Source organism: Butyricicoccus sp. OF10-2, from assembly GCF_003481925.1.
Classification (GTDB): Bacteria; Bacillota; Clostridia; order Oscillospirales; family Butyricicoccaceae; genus Agathobaculum; species Agathobaculum butyriciproducens.
The window spans coordinates 1-14,238 of sequence record NZ_QUMC01000047.1 but is presented as its reverse complement, the minus strand read 5'-3'; the positions used below and the strand labels follow the sequence as shown (position 1 = coordinate 14,238).

Here is a 14,238-nt window from a genome sequence, read left to right as displayed (position 1 = left end):
CTACCTGAACGCCCGGTACGGAGTTGATCAGGTTGTTGATGTGCAGCTTGCCGATTCGGCCGCAGCCTACAACGCCAATTTTCAAAATGCCCATTGGAATTCTCTCCTTATAGAAACGTGATTGTTTAATAGATACGCTGCACTTGCTGCTGCAAGTGCAGCGCATGGTATTACGGTTTACTGTGCAACTGCCTTGCCGTCCATCTGGCTCTTGAGGGTTGCCATGTAGTCCTCGGCGGTGGTGCTGTCGATGACCTTGGTACCGCAGTCAACAAAGCTGTCTACCTTTTCGCCGTTCAGATGTGCCACAACGGTCTTAACCGCCTGATAGCCCTGATCGTAACCGCTCTGTGCAACGGTCATGGTCTCGCCGCCATCGAGGATGGACTGTGCTGCGGTGATGTTGCCGTCAAAGCCGATGAAGATGGTCTTAGCGTATGCCGGATTGTTCGCTGCTGCACGCGCTGCCGCGATCGCGCAGTCGTCATTGTGGCAGGCGATGATTGCCAGACCTTCCGGATGGCTCTGCATGATGCCTTCCATGCAGACGGTTGCCTTATCTGCTACGGCGTCTGCATACTGCACCTCGTCCGCGAGGAATGTGCCGCCTGCGCCGTCAATGCCTTCCTGGAAACCGGTGCGGCGTGCATCGGCGGTGGAGTCACCCTGAACACCCGCAATATAAGCTGCTTCGATCTTATCCCAGCCGGCTGCCTTCGCCGCCTCGACAGCCTTTTCGCCGCCGCTTGCCGCTGCATCCTTCTGGCCGATGCCGATGAACGAAATCTTCTCCGGTGCATTAAAGTCCGTGTCGATTGCGAAGATGGGCATATCCGTGCCGCTTACCAGCGTGGAAGCCATGTCGCCCTGCAGTGGTGCGATAATCATCGCGTCATACTTGTTGGCGTGCAGATCGGTTTCGATCATGTTCTGCTGCTCGTCATAGGCGGTTTCCGAGGTCGCGCCCTTCATGTCGAGCACTGCGCCGGTTTCAGCGGCGGCCTTTTCCGCGCCTGCCATCATGTACTGGGTGTATTCGTTCGAGGTGGTCTTGAACACGATGGAAATGTTGTAATTGCCGTCGCCGCCCTCGGCCTGAGAGCCGCTGCCGCCGGTGGAAGCGGAGGACGAGCCGCCGCAGCCGGTCAGCATGGTAGCCATCAGTGTGGAGGAAACAAACAGTGCGCCGATTTTCTTTAAGTAGCTCATAAGTAATTCTCCTTCATCTTAAATACATAAAATTTGCTCTTTAGACTCTTTTTATGCGGGGATTGAATTAGAACTGTGCATATTTTGCAACGTGTGCGCGGGTGACTTCTGCGGACTTCTTTACGTTCTCCTCCTGCGACATCTCATAGTATGCCGGACGGAAAATCTCGATGGTGCAGCAGTCGCCGTCAAAGCCAATCTTCTTGAGGGTATCTGCGTAGCGCGCATGCGGCAGGCAGTCGCCCTCGGCACCCGGCCACAGACGCTTCTCGTCGTTGTTGTAGTACGCGCCGCACGGCATATCCTCGGTGCCGTTCAGATGCCATACGAAAATCTTCTTGCCGTCGGCCTTTTCGAGGGTGTCCCAGCCGGAGCCCATTGCGTAGAAGTGGTACTGATCGAGCGTTACACCAACCAGCGGGCTGTTTACTTCCTCAACGATTGCGTAAGCGTCCTCGAAGCGGTTGATGGTCATGGACGGCTCGCCGCAGAACTCAAGGCTCAGGCGGATGCCATGCGGCTCGCACTTCTTAACCATTTCCTTGAGAACAGCAACTGCATCCTCGCGGATCTCCTTGCGGGTCGGGGTCAGGCCGCGCTCCTTCATGTCCTTGCTCGGTACGACAACGATCATCTTGCAGCCGAGGATGTTGCAGCGGCGAATGATCTCGTCCAGCTCAGCCATCACGGCGTCCTTTTCCTCCTGCGTCTGCTTCATGTTGAAGAAGCACAGCGCATTGTAGGAAAGCATCTTGAGGTGGTGGCTCTGGAACCATGCGCCCATCTCCTCGAGGGTGATCTTGCCGGCTTCCAGATCGCGGTTCAGGCACTCCGACTGAATGTCAATGCAGTCGAAGCCGTATTTCTCGCACAGCTCGAGGTCCATCATAACACTGTGGTTCTTGCAGAAACGGTCATTTGCTTCATTAAATCCGAGTTTCATGGTAATTGTTCTCCTTTTCTTTTCTCAATTAGGTTCTTGGTTGGACTTTATTATACTCATGCGGCAATGCCGATGGGCGAAAACAGAATGTAGATGCCGATCGCCAGAATGATACCGATGATACATACGATATGGCGATACTTCCACGGGGTCAAATCAACTGCGCCGACATCGGCCGGAACATATTCTTCTGTGCCGCGGTATTTGTTCAGATACCACATGATGGCAAATTCAACGACGAACAGCACAGCGATGGCGTACAGATAATGAATTGGCTCACCCGAGGTGGGGTAACAGGCTTGATGATCATAAACGCGCCGTAAGCGATAACGTGAACAGCGGTGATGACCTTGGGCGCGTACTTCGGTGCCTTGCGGAAGATCAGCGCGCCGAGTACGGTGAACAGGATCGGCAGGGAAACGAACTGGCTCATAGAGTTGAGGAAGGTCGTGATGCCCTGTGCGAACATAACGAACGGTGCCACGCAGATAGCGACTGTACCGGCGCAGGTGCCGTAGATCTTGCCGACCTTGACGCACTGCATATCCGAAGCCTCGGATTGATGGCGGTGCGGTACAGGTCGAGGGTAAACATGGTCGATGCGGAGTTGAGCACCGAGTTGAACGAGGACAGGATCGCGCCGAACAGAACAGCAGCGAAGAAGCCCATGACCGGCTTGGGAACAACGGCGGAAACCAGTGCCGGATAAGCAAAGTCGATCGCGGAGGAACCGGCCGCCGCTAGCTTGTCCTGAATGGACGGCAGGTGGTAAGCGATAACGCCCGGCAGTACCAGATAGAAGAAGCCGATGGTCTTGAGGAAACCGCAGTAGATCGCGCCCTTCTGACCTTCCTTCAGGCTCTTTGCAGCAAGTGCGCGCTGTACAAAGGACTGATTCGTGCACCACCAGTACAGGTTGTTGAAGAACATTCCCGTGAAGATGAGCGGCCACGGCAGAGCCGGTTCAGCAGCATCCCACGAAGCCCATGCGTTGAGCTTTTCGGGTTCGGTTTGTACGAGGTACTTGACACCTTCTACGAGACCGCCGCCGGTGGTCTCGTGACCCAGCAACGTCAGCGCGAGGAACGGGATCATCAGACCGCCGATGATAAGGCCGATGCCGTTGATGGTGTCGGATACGGCAACCGCCTTCAAACCGCCGAAGATGGCGTAGCAGCCGCCGATAATGCCGATAACGACACACAGAATTGCAACAGCCTGGAACTTGCTGATGCCGAAGATACCGGAAATATCGAAGATATTCTCAAATACAACTGCACCGGAGTAAAGGATGACCGGCAGATTGAGGATGGAGTACATCACAACGATGACGAACGAGAACATCAGCTTGGTGCCGCGGCCAAAGCGTGCTTCCATCAGCTGCGGGATGGTGGTCGTGCCCATTTTGAGGTAGGTCGGCAGGAACCACAATGCCAGTGCAAACAGCGTGAACAGTGCACCGACCTCCCAGCCGATCGGACTCATATTGGAAGCCCAGCCCTGACCGTTTGTGCCGACCAGCTGTTCTGCGGACAGGTTGGTCAGCAGCAGCGAGCCTGCAATGACAATACCCGGCAGTCCGCGCCCCGCGAGGAAGTATCCCTCGGCGGTGTCGAGCTTGTCATCTCTGGTCTTCCACGCTGAAATGACTGCCACCATGACGGTGAAAAACAGGAAGCTCAGCGCGATCCAGATCATGGAACTGAAAAATGACATTTTGTTTCTCTCACTCTCTTTTGGGGAATTTTTCGGTTTTGTGAATGGCCTTGTTCACTTGACAATCACAGAATATCACAGTGGATTTCCGGTTGCAATAGCTTGGGCGCACTATCATTTATCCGTGCATTATATCGTGATTGTGCATATTAAGATTGCGAGTGTTTACGATATTATGCACAAAAATGACGCTATCATTGTATCATTGGCGATGTGCAGCACAACATTTTCGTGCAGATGTAACATCTGGCGCACGACTGTATTTTATGATATAGTATAAGTACAGATAACGCAGGAGAGTGATTTTATGGTAACGATGCAGCAGATTGCTGACCGCTGCGGGGTGTCGCGCGGAACGGTGGACCGCGCCCTGCACCACAAGGAGGGTGTACGCGAGGAAGTTGCGGAGCGCATCCGCGCGACGGCGCGCGAAATGGGCTATATCTCAAACCGCCTCGTCATGCAGCAGATGCAGCAGTGGAAGATCGGCGTGGTGCTCCACTCCGACCATTCGCCCTTCGTGCAGATGCTGTGCGAGCTGTTCGAGAGCTTTTCCGAGCGTGAGCTTCTCCCGAACATCACGGTCATTGTGCGCGCGATGCAGGACACGGATGTGCAGCATCAGCTGACGCTGATCGATGAGCTGGTAACGACCGAGCACATCGACGGCCTCGCGCTCATGCCGCTCGCGAACACGCTCGTGCGCGACAGGATAAACACGCTCAGTGAGCAGCAGGGCATCCCTGTCGTGACGCTCAATACGGACATCACCGACGCGAACCGTATCGCCTATGTCGGCACGGACAACATCGCGAGCGGCCGCGCCGCCGCTGCGCTGCTCGGCATGGTCATGCAGGGGCACGGCAGCGTGCTGCCGATTCTGGGGCAGCGCAGCGGTCACTATGCCGACTCGCAGCGTTTTACCGGCTTCAGCACCGAAATGGCGGAGAGTTTTCCGGATATCCGGGTTCTGCACCCGGAATGCTCGTTCCTCGACGAAAGCCTTTCCGAGCGCATCGCTATGCGCGCCATTCAGTCGGACAGCGAGCTGCGCGGCATCTATCTGACCTCCGCAGGACGGGAGGGCGTTTACCGCGCCGTGCACGCCGCACATCGCAGCGAAAAGCTGCACATCGTCGTTCACGATATCACCGAGGGCAACATCAAAATGGTCAAAAACGGTACGGTCGATTTCATCATCGGGCAGGACGTCAAAACACAGGGCACGCTCCCAATCCGTCTGCTCTACGACTACCTTGAGCGCCATCAGTTCCCCAAAGAGCGCATGAATATGACGGATATTACGATTAAATTCCGCGGAAATGTGTAAAAATTCATGCTTTTTTCAAATAGATTGCAAGACCATAAAAAGAGCGTATAGCAATTTCAAGCTATACGCTCTGAGACTGTCGAAAAACTTTGTTTTTCCGACAATCTGTGTTTTGACTTCGCAAAACACGGACGTCCGAAAGTTCCCATTCGGAAACTTTCTCCCTCTTAAAGTATAAAAACCGAGGTACACGCCCCCGATTTTTATGAATTTGCTTTGAAATTCTATTAAATGCGTGCTACCGCACGAAGCGTAAAAATTAAAATAATACTTTTTTGACAGACTGAGAGCGTATAGCAATTTCAAGCTATACGCTCTCGTTTTATTTTACTAATAATAAACCAATATTTTTATTATACACTTGTTCCGAGAAAACTGCGGTGTTTTGAATAATATACAAGCAAAATCTTGCTGTATTCGTCTTTAATATCCAAAGTTTTGCGAGATTCGTTGAGCTATTCCGATTTGTACTCTCCGACGGCACCGTTCCGTGCCATCGGCGTACGCGCTGCGCGCCGCGCAGGCGTAGAATCGTTAGAAACAGCATAAAGTTATATCTAATGATAATATAACGAAAAGTAATCTATAATAAAGAAAGAAAATATAACAATAAGTATAAGAAAATACAAATTGACAATAAAAACTCGTAGATATATAATTAGAAAGCGAACTGTTTGAATTAGAACAAAGGAGAACGCAATGGAATTTTCCACCCATTACCTGCTCATGGCTGACCATGCCATGCTGCAGAAACTTGTCATGTCACGCATCAAACCGCTCGGTCTGACCACCGGCCAGCCTAAAGTGTTGGACTTTCTGCAGGATCACGACGGCGCCATGCAAAAGGATATCGCCCAAGGCTGCCATATCGAGCCGTCCTCGCTTTCTACTATCCTCGGGGGAATGGAACGCGCCGGACTGCTCGAACGCAGCACACGCGACGAAAACCGCCGTACGGTGTATGTCCGCCTGACCGACCTCGGCCGGGAGCAGTGCCGCCGCTTGAATGCTATCTTTGCAGCCGCAGAAGAGGAGGCGCTGCGCGGCTTCTCACCGCAGGAGATGCAGCAGGTACAGACCCTGCTCGAGCGTATTTATCGCAATCTAAACAACTAAAAGGGGATAAAATAGGCATGAAAGGCTCTAAACTCGGTATTCGGCTGCTGTATTACTTCGGCGGCTTCTTCGTCATGACTATCGGCATTGCACTGTCGGTCAAGTCCAATCTCGGCGTGTCGCCGGTCAGCTCCATCCCATACACCATGACCTGTGTATGGGGCATTGAGATGGGCGTTGCGACCGTCATTTTCCACGTTATTCTGGTCATCCTGCAAATGCTGCTGATGCGCCGCCGCTTTGAATGCAAAAATCTGCTGCAGATTCCGGTCGGCATGGTGTTCGGCGCATTCACAACCACCTGCAACACGCTCGCGGCGATATTTCCATCGACGGACAACCTGATTATCCGTTTGCTGATGTGCTGGATTGCCACTGTTTTCGTTGCAATCGGCATCTTTTTCTACGTTCCGGCGGACATTATGCCGCTGGCCGGTGAAGGCGCGATGCTGGCCATCTCCACGCTGACAGGCAAGCCGTTCCCGACCGTCAAGATCGCGTTTGATGTGTCCATGGTCATCATTTCGCTCATCACCTGCCTGATCTTCCTGCACGGACTGGGCAGCGTCGGCATCGGTACGGTTATCGCGGCGCTGCTTGTCGGTATCGAGCTGCGCATGATTACGCATCGGTTTGGTCGCTGGCGCGATAAGCTGCTCGGCAAACAATCTGAAATCTGAGGCAACACCGCAAAATTCCTCGCAAATCGCTCTTGTTCAATTATGCGGTGTTGCCTAAAAATCCCTCTCTTTCTCGCAAAAAAGAGAGGGATTTGTTTATGTTCTGCGCATTTTCAGCAGCCGGATATCATCGCCGAAGAACCGCAGCGGCAGAAACTCGCCGAGCAGGCGGGAGGCCACGGCAGGCGAGTATTTCTCGCTGAGCGTTTCCGGCAGCAAGTTGGTGTTGATGATCATGGGGCGCTTAGCCATCAGGCGGTTGTTGATCAGGTTGTACAGCGCGGAAACCGTGAAGGCGGTGCCCATTTCGGTGCCCATATCGTCGATAATGAGCAGGTCGGCGCGCTCATAGCGTGCAGCGCGTTCTGCGGCGCTTCGCCGTCACCGGAGCCGAACTTGATGGTCTCATACGCGGCAACAATGTTGATGGCGGTGTCGTAGGCCACGGAAAATCCGCGTGCGGAGACCGCCTCGGCAATGCAGGTAGAGAGAAAGGTCTTGCCCAGACCGGTCGAGCCAAACAGCAGCAGATTGGGGGAATCCTTGCCGAATTTTGCGGCATAAGCCTTGCATTCGCCCAGATTATATTCCATATTTTCGCGCGGCGAAATACCGCTGCGGCCATCTGGGCGGGTGGAGTAAAAGCTCATGTCGAACTTGGAAAAGTTCTGATCGGCAATCGGCAGCACTGAGGAAAGCTGCTCCTTGAGCAGCTTGGCGTAGCGCGCCTTGACGCACTCGCAGGTCGCACTGCCGGCGTAGCCGGTGTCGCCGCATTTTGGGCACAGCGGCTTGTCGGTCAGATAATCGGCGGGAAGTCCAAGCTGCCGGAGCAGGTCGCCGCGTTCCTCCTGCAGACCAAGATTGCGGTCGCGCAGCTTCTCGATTGCAGCCGTCGGGTCTCCGCCGGACTCCATTGCGGCCCGCAGAACAGACGCTGCCGTGGTGCTCAGCTCGCGGTCGATTGCGCGGATACGCGGCTCGCGTGTGTAAATCTCACGCCGGCGCGCTTCCAGCTCCTCGGTGTGAGCCGTGCGCTCGCGTTCCAGCTCGCGCCGTGCGGCGGCGAGCAGTTTTTTATCGTATGCCATAGGTTATTCCTCCGTGTTGCGGCGATGACTGCGCACGCGTGCAGCCCAGTCCTGCTCCCAAGCGGCGAGCGTGGCGCTGTCGGTCGGCTGTGCGGGTGTCTGACCGACGGCGGCAGGCACGGCAGACACGGCAGACGTGCGGGTTTCCGGCTCGAGAGCGGTGATTTCGCTGACCGTATGTACGCCCGCATTGTCCCATCGGCGCAGAATGCCGAGCGTGTAATCCAGACTTTTGTGTCCCTGCTTTTGACCGGTGCGGTGCACCGCCAGCTCCACTGCGTCGGCAGGGAAGCCGTGCGCCAGTGCAAAGCGGCAGACGCGCTGCTCCTTGGGCGCGGGCTGCTCGGTATCCGCACCGAGTGCACGGTAGATCGCCTCGCTGAGCGGTTTTTCGTCCGCACGGCGTGTCAGGTACTGCTGGGCCGCCTGCGCGGTGACAATGCCCATATCGGCCCACTGGTTGGCTTCGCGGCGCAGATCGGTCGTGCGGACCGTTCCCTTTTCGCTTTTCAGATAGCTGAGCAACTCAATCGTTGCACCTGCGTCCAGACCGAGATAGTCGTAAATGGTCAGCAGACAGCGCAGCTGACCCTCAGTCAGCGCACGGCCTGTAATGCCCTCTGCTGCATCGCAAAGGCCGGAGAAGGTCTGGTCGTCCAGACGGGCACGGCGCAGCTCATCGCCGGTGTAGCGCGGCGCTTCGGCGGATTTGTCGGTTGCTGCTTTGGTTTTTTCCGTCGGCGCGATCAGGTTGTTGAGCGTGAATGCCGCACGTTCGTAGCGGTCGGCGCTCAGACGCAGGGCGCGCGCTGCAGCGGAGCCGTCCGTGCCGCCGTGCCGCAGGATATAAAGATACAGCAGCGCCGCATCGCCGTCGCCGACCGCGATCAGCTTGTCGAGCATGTCGCAGCGTGCTACGCGCAGTTCGCCCTCGGGCAGCAGCACAGAGGTCATGGGCTTGTCCTTCTTTCCGGTGGATTTTGGTGTACCCCTCATTATAGCATAAATCCCTCTTCATTTGAAGAGGGAAGAATTGCAGAGAGTAACAGAATATGTGCCACAATAAAAGCAGAAAACCGAGGAAACTCTTGGTTTTCTTCGTAAACTGGTGAGAGCGTAGCCGCCATCGGCTGCGCTCTTTTGCTATCTTCATTATAGCGGTTTTAAGGGGGAAGTCAATATGGGTTTATTTGCGTGATTTGCGGTGATTATCATCATATAAACCGAGATATTGCCGTTGAATTGTCCGCTTACGCAGGCAAATCACGGTTCGGCGAAGCTGACTGCAGCCTTCGCAGATATCTTTGCTCCAAGAGAATGCAACATCCCATTTGGTATAGCAGGTGCCCTCCAGACGGTTGAGACAATCCAGACAAAATTCAGCCATAAGCTCACCTCACACACATTATACTCAATATATTGGGCATAGTCAATATATTAGGTCGTGTTATGTTGTGCGTGAGGTGATCGTACATGATCAGTTACGCTCCGTTTTACCGGACGCTTTTAGAAAAAGGCGTTACAGAATACCATTTAATTTACAAACAGGGCTTTTCCGCCAATATTCTGCACCGCATGAAGCACGGTAAAACAATCACACTGAAAACGCTGGATACATTGTGCTTTATCCTAAACTGCAGTGTTTCGGACATTATCGAGTATATCCCGGATGAATAAAAAGGCTTCGGAGCCACGCTCCGAAGCCTTTTTCCCTTATTTCAGCCGAAATTCAATTACAGAATCTTCTCTTCCGGCTTAACGTCCTTCATGGACAGGTTTACACGGCCCTTGTCGTCGATCTCCATGACCTTGACCCAAACCATGTCGCCTTCCTTGACAGCGTCCTCGACCTTCTCGATGCGGTGGTCAGCCATCTTGGAGATGTGAACCATGCCGTCCTTGCCCGGCAGCAGGTTTACGAATGCGCCGAAGTTCATCAGACGAACGACCTTGCCGTAGTAGATCTCGCCCGGCTCCGGCTCCTTGACGATCGCTTCGATCATCTTCTTCGCCTTGTCTGCATCGGTAGCCTTAACGGCAGCGATGGTAACGGTACCGTCATCCTCGATGTCAACCTTTGCACCGGACTCAGCAACGATGTTCTGGATTACAGAACCGCCCTTGCCGATAACCTCGCGGATCTTGTCCGGATTGATGTGCATGGTGGTCATCTTCGGTGCCCAGTCGGAAACGTCCTCACGCGGCTGCGGGATAGCCTTGAGCATGATCTCGTCCAGAATGCCGTAGCGGGCTACGCGGCACTTCTCAAACGCCTGCTTGATGATGTTCGGGGTCAGACCGTCAACCTTGATATCAACCTGAATAGCGGTGATACCCTTCTTGGTACCTGCTACCTTAAAGTCCATATCGCCGTAGAAGTCCTCAACGCCCTGGATATCGGTGAAGGTGGTCTCCTGACCGCCGTCGGTGATCAGACCGCAGGAAATACCGGCAACCGGTGCCTTGATCGGAACACCGGCGTCCATCAGAGCCAGCGTGGAACCGCAGACAGAGCCCTGAGAGGTGGAGCCGTTGGAGGAAATAACCTCGGAAACCAGACGCAGAGCGTACGGGAACTCGCTTACCGGCGGGATAACCGGCAGCAGAGCACGCTCAGCCAGTGCGCCGTGACCGATCTCACGACGGCCGGGACCGCGGGACGGACGGGTTTCGCCAACAGAGAAGGACGGGAAGTTGTAGTGGTGGATATAGCGCTTTTCCTTCTCTTCGAAGATGGTGTCCAGCTCCTGCGCATCGCCCAGAGTGCCCAGGGTGCAGAGGGTCAGAACCTGAGTCTGACCGCGGGTGAACATGCCGGAACCGTGTACGCGCGGCAGAACGTGAACCTCGGCAGCCAGCGGACGAACCTCTTCCATGCCGCGGCCATCTACGCGCTTGCCGTTTGCCAGCCAGCGGCGAACGATCTTCTTCTGCAGCTTGTCTACGCACTCGCCAAGGTTAGCGCCGTGCTCTTCCTTGTACTCTTCGTCCAGAGTTGCTTCAAACTCGTCAACGATAGCGCGCACGCCGGCGTCACGAACGGTCTTGTCGTCGGTATCCATAGCAACCTCGAACTTGTCGTTGCAGGCTGCCTCGAGCTTGTCGAACAGGTCGTGGTCGATGTCATGATGCTCATACTCGAACTTCGGCTTGCCGATCTCGTCCTTGATGGACTGGATGAATGCGCAAACCTTCTTCAGCTCCTCATGTGCTTCCATGAGTGCGTTGAACATATCGTCCTCCGGAACTTCCTGTGCACCGGCCTCGATCATAACGATCTTGTCCTTGGTAGCACACAGGGTAACGTCCATCTCGGATACCTTGCGCTGCTCGGAGGTCGGGTTGATAACGGTCTTGCCGTCAACGATGCCAACCTGGCAACCGGCTACAACGTAGTCGAACGGAATATCAGAGATAGAAACTGCGATGGAAGCGCCCAGCAGAGCAACTACCTCCGGAGAGTTGTCGTAGTCGTTCTCCAGAACGGTGCAGACGATGGAGACGTCGTTGCGCAGGTCCTCGGGAACAGCGGACGCATCGGACGGTCGATCTGACGAGAGGACAGGATCGCCTTCTCGGACGGACGGCCCTCACGGCGCATGAACGAGCCGGGAATGCGGCCTACTGCGTACATACGCTCCTCAAAGTCAACGGAGAGCGGGAAAAAGTCGATGCCGTCACGCGGCTTAGCGGATGCGGTAGCAGTAACGAGAACAGCGGTCTCGCCGTAGCGAACCAGGCAGGAGCCGTTAGCGAGCTGTGCCATCTTGCCGGTCTCGACGGTCAGCTTGCGGCCGGCGATCTCGGTCTCAAAAACGCGGTAGTTTTTGAAGTCAAAGTGGTTGATGTTTGCCATTTTGTTTCCTCCTTTAATCGTTTGGGGAGGGCGGCAGCAGCTTTTTTAGCACTTGAAACAAAAACCAAGCGGAATGGAAAATGGAGAATGCAGAATTGCTGTATTGCGCACTGCGCGATAATTGAATAAGCGCGTAGCGCAACTAGCGCAGCGCGGACGGAACTCGCGCAAGGAGAGCGCTATTTTCCATTTTCAATTCTCAATTTTCAATTCCGGATCATGCTCTGCATGATTTGGTCTCTCTTTCAACTGCTAAAAAGCGATAATGCCGCCCAGCTTAAAATACAGAAACAGGGGAGCAGACTGCTCCCCTATTTTCGCATTTTCTTACTTACGGATACCCAGCTTAGCGATCAGGGCACGGTAACGGTTGATGTCCTTCTTCTGCAGGTAAGCCAGCATAGAACGACGCTGACCAACCATCTTCAGCAGACCGCGGCGAGAGTGGTTATCCTTCTTGTGTACCTTCAGGTGCTCGGTCAGCTCCTTGATGCGGGCGGTCAGGATTGCAACCTGAACCTCCGGGGAACCGGTGTCGGTAGCGTGGGTACGGTTTGCCTCGATAACGGCAGTCTTGTCTTCCTTACGGATCATGTCGGTAGTTCACCTTTCATAAATAAAATTTTACTCACCCACAGGCCGGGCCGCGGCTTGGTGAATGGAGGCGATAAGAACGCTCCCTTTGTCCGTCAGCTAAGCGCGGGGCGAAAGTATATTTATATTACCATGAAAATGACTGTTTGTAAAGCGATTTTCGCGGATTTCAGCATAAAATCTCGAAAGCAGACGCGCGTTTGACGAAAAAACAGGCATGTTTTTGTACAAGTTGTCAGTTTCTGCGGAATACTGCTGCGTGAATTGTCGGATTGTACAATTATGAATGAATTGTAAATGCGATTTTGGCACATTTGAATCTTGTCCGGCGAGAGGCAGAGTGCTATAATTACTACCATCATCGGTGGAGGGCTTGAGAGTTCTTCTCGCTCGCTGCCGTTTTTATTTATTGCTAAGAAACGCGACGGGGCGGTGCAGCAGCGCGGCCTGATGTCGCGTTTTTATTCGTTTTGGGGTACTTTTTCCGAATGGGAAAAACGGGGGCGCATACCTGTTTTCTGCACCGGCTGGGCGGGATGCCCGAACCGCGCAGGCGGTTCGTCCTGACGGGCGGAAAATTTCTCGCTGCACCTCAGCGGGGAGTGCGCCGTCTGCGGACGGCGGGGACGTTGCGGTGCCCACCGCGGGGCAAAAAGGAAGGGACACCTGCGGTTTCCCTTCCTCTTTGAACTCCTATCTTTCCCTTATTCGGACAGCACGGCGGCAATCAGAGAGCGGCGACCGCTTCGGAATAGGGGAACGGCAGTCGGGTTACTCTTGCGTAGGAACGCGCATTACGCGTCCATTACTCGACCTATACGCAGTTCTCGGATGCCGTTCTGCTACACATACCGGCAACTCTACGCAGACGCGACACAAGGTGAATTGCCCGAAGGGCAAGAGAAGGTCCCCTGGGGGATAACAGTGTCGCGCAACTCGTTTGCGCGTTATTTCGCATAGCACCTGCGAAGTTTATATGCCGCTAATGCTTTACCGGAGGGGAGGGATGAACTCATCACTCCGCGTGTTGGCGAATTTCATTGATTTGATCAACCTGCACTTACAAATGACCGTAGGGGCGCACATTGTGCGTCCTTTTTCCGTTCTGCACAAACAAAACAGGAGGAATGGACATGAAGCGGATTAAGGCGGCGTGCATTTGTCAGACCCTGCATTTCCAGCTGAAGGAGGATTTGGAGCACAGTATTGCGGTGCGCCTGGTGCGCGAGGAAGTCGAGCACTACAAGCAGGCACTGGAGCGGAACCGCACGCGCTATAAGATCGTAGACGAGGCGGAGCAGGAGGATGGTTCGGTAGTCATTCGTATCATCAAGCAGTACAACCGGAGTCTGGTAGGCGATTATCTGGATTGAAAAGAGCCTGTCTGCAGCGCAGACAGGCTCTTTCTCTTTATTTTGTGCCGAAAAAAGCCGCAGAGCAATGCTCTGCGGCTTTTCTTATACAATCAGAAGCAGCGTGCTGCGCTTTCCGCGGGCATGGCGGATATTGCAAGCGGGGCTCCAAAACCCGCCGCAAACCGGGAGGTCGCAGGCAGTACGGCGCTTCAAAAAGCAATCAGATGATTACTTAGACTCCTTAGCAGCCTTGATTGCGTCGATCATCATCGGAACAACCTTGAACAGGTCGCCGCAGATGCCGTAGTCAGCTACGTCGAAGATCGGAGCGGAATCAGACTTGTTAAC

Annotated in this window: 14 protein-coding genes and 2 pseudogenes; 5 read left to right on the top strand and 11 right to left on the bottom strand. The window is 54.3% G+C overall.

Annotated features, from left to right (window positions below; translation table 11 throughout):
- Positions 1-177: 177 nt before the first annotated feature.
- The 5 genes from DXB00_RS15630 to DXB00_RS15620 all read right to left on the bottom strand — a co-directional run bounded on the left by DXB00_RS15630 (position 178) and on the right by DXB00_RS15620 (position 3,868).
- Complete coding sequence (locus DXB00_RS15630; protein WP_117752321.1) at positions 178-1,209, bottom strand: sugar ABC transporter substrate-binding protein; 1,032 nt, start codon at positions 1,207-1,209, stop codon at positions 178-180.
- A 67-nt stretch (positions 1,210-1,276) separates the two neighbouring features.
- Positions 1,277-2,152 carry a sugar phosphate isomerase/epimerase family protein gene (locus tag DXB00_RS15625; RefSeq protein ID WP_117752320.1) on the bottom strand — a complete coding sequence of 292 codons (876 nt, stop codon included), beginning with the start codon at positions 2,150-2,152 and terminating at the stop codon, positions 1,277-1,279.
- A gap of 56 nt (positions 2,153-2,208) precedes the next feature.
- On the bottom strand, positions 2,209-2,373 hold the full coding sequence (locus tag DXB00_RS17565; protein WP_243107256.1) for a hypothetical protein: 165 nt from the start codon (positions 2,371-2,373) through the stop codon (positions 2,209-2,211).
- Positions 2,361-2,621, bottom strand: a complete 261-nt coding sequence (locus tag DXB00_RS17560) for a hypothetical protein (RefSeq protein WP_243107255.1) — start codon at positions 2,619-2,621, stop codon at positions 2,361-2,363. Before DXB00_RS17560 ends, DXB00_RS17565 begins: the two co-directional genes overlap by 13 nt.
- On the bottom strand, positions 2,582-3,868 hold the full coding sequence (locus DXB00_RS15620; protein ID WP_243107254.1) for a solute:sodium symporter family transporter: 1,287 nt from the start codon (positions 3,866-3,868) through the stop codon (positions 2,582-2,584). Before DXB00_RS15620 ends, DXB00_RS17560 begins: the two co-directional genes overlap by 40 nt.
- Before the next feature lie 307 nt (positions 3,869-4,175).
- Here DXB00_RS15620 and DXB00_RS15610 point away from each other — a divergent pair, with 307 nt between their 5' ends.
- The 3 genes from DXB00_RS15610 to DXB00_RS15595 all read left to right on the top strand — a co-directional run bounded on the left by DXB00_RS15610 (position 4,176) and on the right by DXB00_RS15595 (position 6,994).
- Positions 4,176-5,198: a LacI family DNA-binding transcriptional regulator gene (locus DXB00_RS15610; protein WP_118730408.1), complete on the top strand. Its 1,023-nt coding sequence runs from the start codon at positions 4,176-4,178 to the stop codon at positions 5,196-5,198.
- Positions 5,199-5,897: 699 nt separating this feature from the next.
- The gene (locus DXB00_RS15600) at positions 5,898-6,314 is read left to right on the top strand and encodes a MarR family winged helix-turn-helix transcriptional regulator (protein ID WP_117492503.1); all 417 of its coding nucleotides are present in this window, start codon (positions 5,898-5,900) and stop codon (positions 6,312-6,314) included.
- A 17-nt stretch (positions 6,315-6,331) separates the two neighbouring features.
- Entirely contained in the window at positions 6,332-6,994 is a 663-nt protein-coding gene (locus DXB00_RS15595; protein WP_118730410.1) for a YczE/YyaS/YitT family protein, read from the top strand.
- A 96-nt stretch (positions 6,995-7,090) separates the two neighbouring features.
- On the opposite strand, the gene DXB00_RS15590 is transcribed toward DXB00_RS15595, so the two are convergent.
- The 3 genes from DXB00_RS15590 to DXB00_RS15580 are packed head-to-tail and all read right to left on the bottom strand — an operon-like array spanning position 7,091 to position 9,081.
- Positions 7,091-7,300, bottom strand: a complete 210-nt coding sequence (locus DXB00_RS15590) for a hypothetical protein (protein ID WP_243024072.1) — start codon at positions 7,298-7,300, stop codon at positions 7,091-7,093.
- Positions 7,261-8,085, bottom strand: a complete 825-nt coding sequence (locus DXB00_RS15585) for an ATP-binding protein (protein ID WP_119215165.1) — start codon at positions 8,083-8,085, stop codon at positions 7,261-7,263. The genes DXB00_RS15590 and DXB00_RS15585 overlap by 40 nt, the downstream gene beginning before the upstream one ends.
- 3 nt (positions 8,086-8,088) lie before the next feature.
- Positions 8,089-9,081, bottom strand: a complete 993-nt coding sequence (locus DXB00_RS15580) for a DnaD domain protein (RefSeq protein ID WP_116705663.1) — start codon at positions 9,079-9,081, stop codon at positions 8,089-8,091.
- Between the two features lie 477 nt (positions 9,082-9,558).
- Here DXB00_RS15580 and DXB00_RS15575 point away from each other — a divergent pair, with 477 nt between their 5' ends.
- On the top strand, positions 9,559-9,762 hold the full coding sequence (locus tag DXB00_RS15575; protein ID WP_110435853.1) for a helix-turn-helix domain-containing protein: 204 nt from the start codon (positions 9,559-9,561) through the stop codon (positions 9,760-9,762).
- A 56-nt stretch (positions 9,763-9,818) separates the two neighbouring features.
- On the opposite strand, the pseudogene DXB00_RS15570 reads toward DXB00_RS15575, so the two are convergent.
- Positions 9,819-11,941 (bottom strand): annotated as a pseudogene (locus tag DXB00_RS15570) (polyribonucleotide nucleotidyltransferase).
- A 327-nt stretch (positions 11,942-12,268) separates the two neighbouring features.
- A complete protein-coding gene (rpsO, locus tag DXB00_RS15565; RefSeq protein WP_110435855.1) occupies positions 12,269-12,535 on the bottom strand; it encodes a 30S ribosomal protein S15 in 267 nt (88 codons plus the stop codon).
- A gap of 1,133 nt (positions 12,536-13,668) precedes the next feature.
- Between rpsO and DXB00_RS15560 the strand changes: the two genes are divergently transcribed.
- On the top strand, positions 13,669-13,908 hold the full coding sequence (locus DXB00_RS15560; RefSeq protein WP_118730412.1) for a hypothetical protein: 240 nt from the start codon (positions 13,669-13,671) through the stop codon (positions 13,906-13,908).
- Positions 13,909-14,118: 210 nt separating this feature from the next.
- On the opposite strand, the pseudogene DXB00_RS17555 reads toward DXB00_RS15560, so the two are convergent.
- A pseudogene (locus DXB00_RS17555) lies at positions 14,119-14,238 on the bottom strand (acryloyl-CoA reductase electron transfer subunit beta); the annotation flags it as partial.

Excerpts from the sequence above, each read along its gene's own strand:
- DXB00_RS15600 (WP_117492503.1), top strand. The coding sequence starts at position 5,898 with ATGGAATTTTCCACCCATTACCTGCTCATGGCTGACCATGCCATGCTG.
- DXB00_RS17565 (WP_243107256.1), bottom strand. The coding sequence starts at position 2,373 with ATGTGGTATCTGAACAAATACCGCGGCACAGAAGAATATGTTCCGGCC.
- DXB00_RS15630 (WP_117752321.1), bottom strand. The coding sequence starts at position 1,209 with ATGAGCTACTTAAAGAAAATCGGCGCACTGTTTGTTTCCTCCACACTG.
- DXB00_RS15575 (WP_110435853.1), top strand. The coding sequence starts at position 9,559 with ATGATCAGTTACGCTCCGTTTTACCGGACGCTTTTAGAAAAAGGCGTT.
- DXB00_RS15625 (WP_117752320.1), bottom strand. The coding sequence starts at position 2,152 with ATGAAACTCGGATTTAATGAAGCAAATGACCGTTTCTGCAAGAACCAC.
- DXB00_RS17560 (WP_243107255.1), bottom strand. The coding sequence starts at position 2,621 with ATGTTCGCACAGGGCATCACGACCTTCCTCAACTCTATGAGCCAGTTC.
- DXB00_RS15580 (WP_116705663.1), bottom strand. The coding sequence starts at position 9,081 with ATGAGGGGTACACCAAAATCCACCGGAAAGAAGGACAAGCCCATGACC.
- DXB00_RS15610 (WP_118730408.1), top strand. The coding sequence starts at position 4,176 with ATGGTAACGATGCAGCAGATTGCTGACCGCTGCGGGGTGTCGCGCGGA.
- DXB00_RS15560 (WP_118730412.1), top strand. The coding sequence starts at position 13,669 with ATGAAGCGGATTAAGGCGGCGTGCATTTGTCAGACCCTGCATTTCCAG.
- DXB00_RS15590 (WP_243024072.1), bottom strand. The coding sequence starts at position 7,300 with ATGGGCACCGCCTTCACGGTTTCCGCGCTGTACAACCTGATCAACAAC.
- rpsO (WP_110435855.1), bottom strand. The coding sequence starts at position 12,535 with ATGATCCGTAAGGAAGACAAGACTGCCGTTATCGAGGCAAACCGTACC.
- DXB00_RS15620 (WP_243107254.1), bottom strand. The coding sequence starts at position 3,868 with ATGTCATTTTTCAGTTCCATGATCTGGATCGCGCTGAGCTTCCTGTTT.
- DXB00_RS15585 (WP_119215165.1), bottom strand. The coding sequence starts at position 8,085 with ATGGCATACGATAAAAAACTGCTCGCCGCCGCACGGCGCGAGCTGGAA.
- DXB00_RS15595 (WP_118730410.1), top strand. The coding sequence starts at position 6,332 with ATGAAAGGCTCTAAACTCGGTATTCGGCTGCTGTATTACTTCGGCGGC.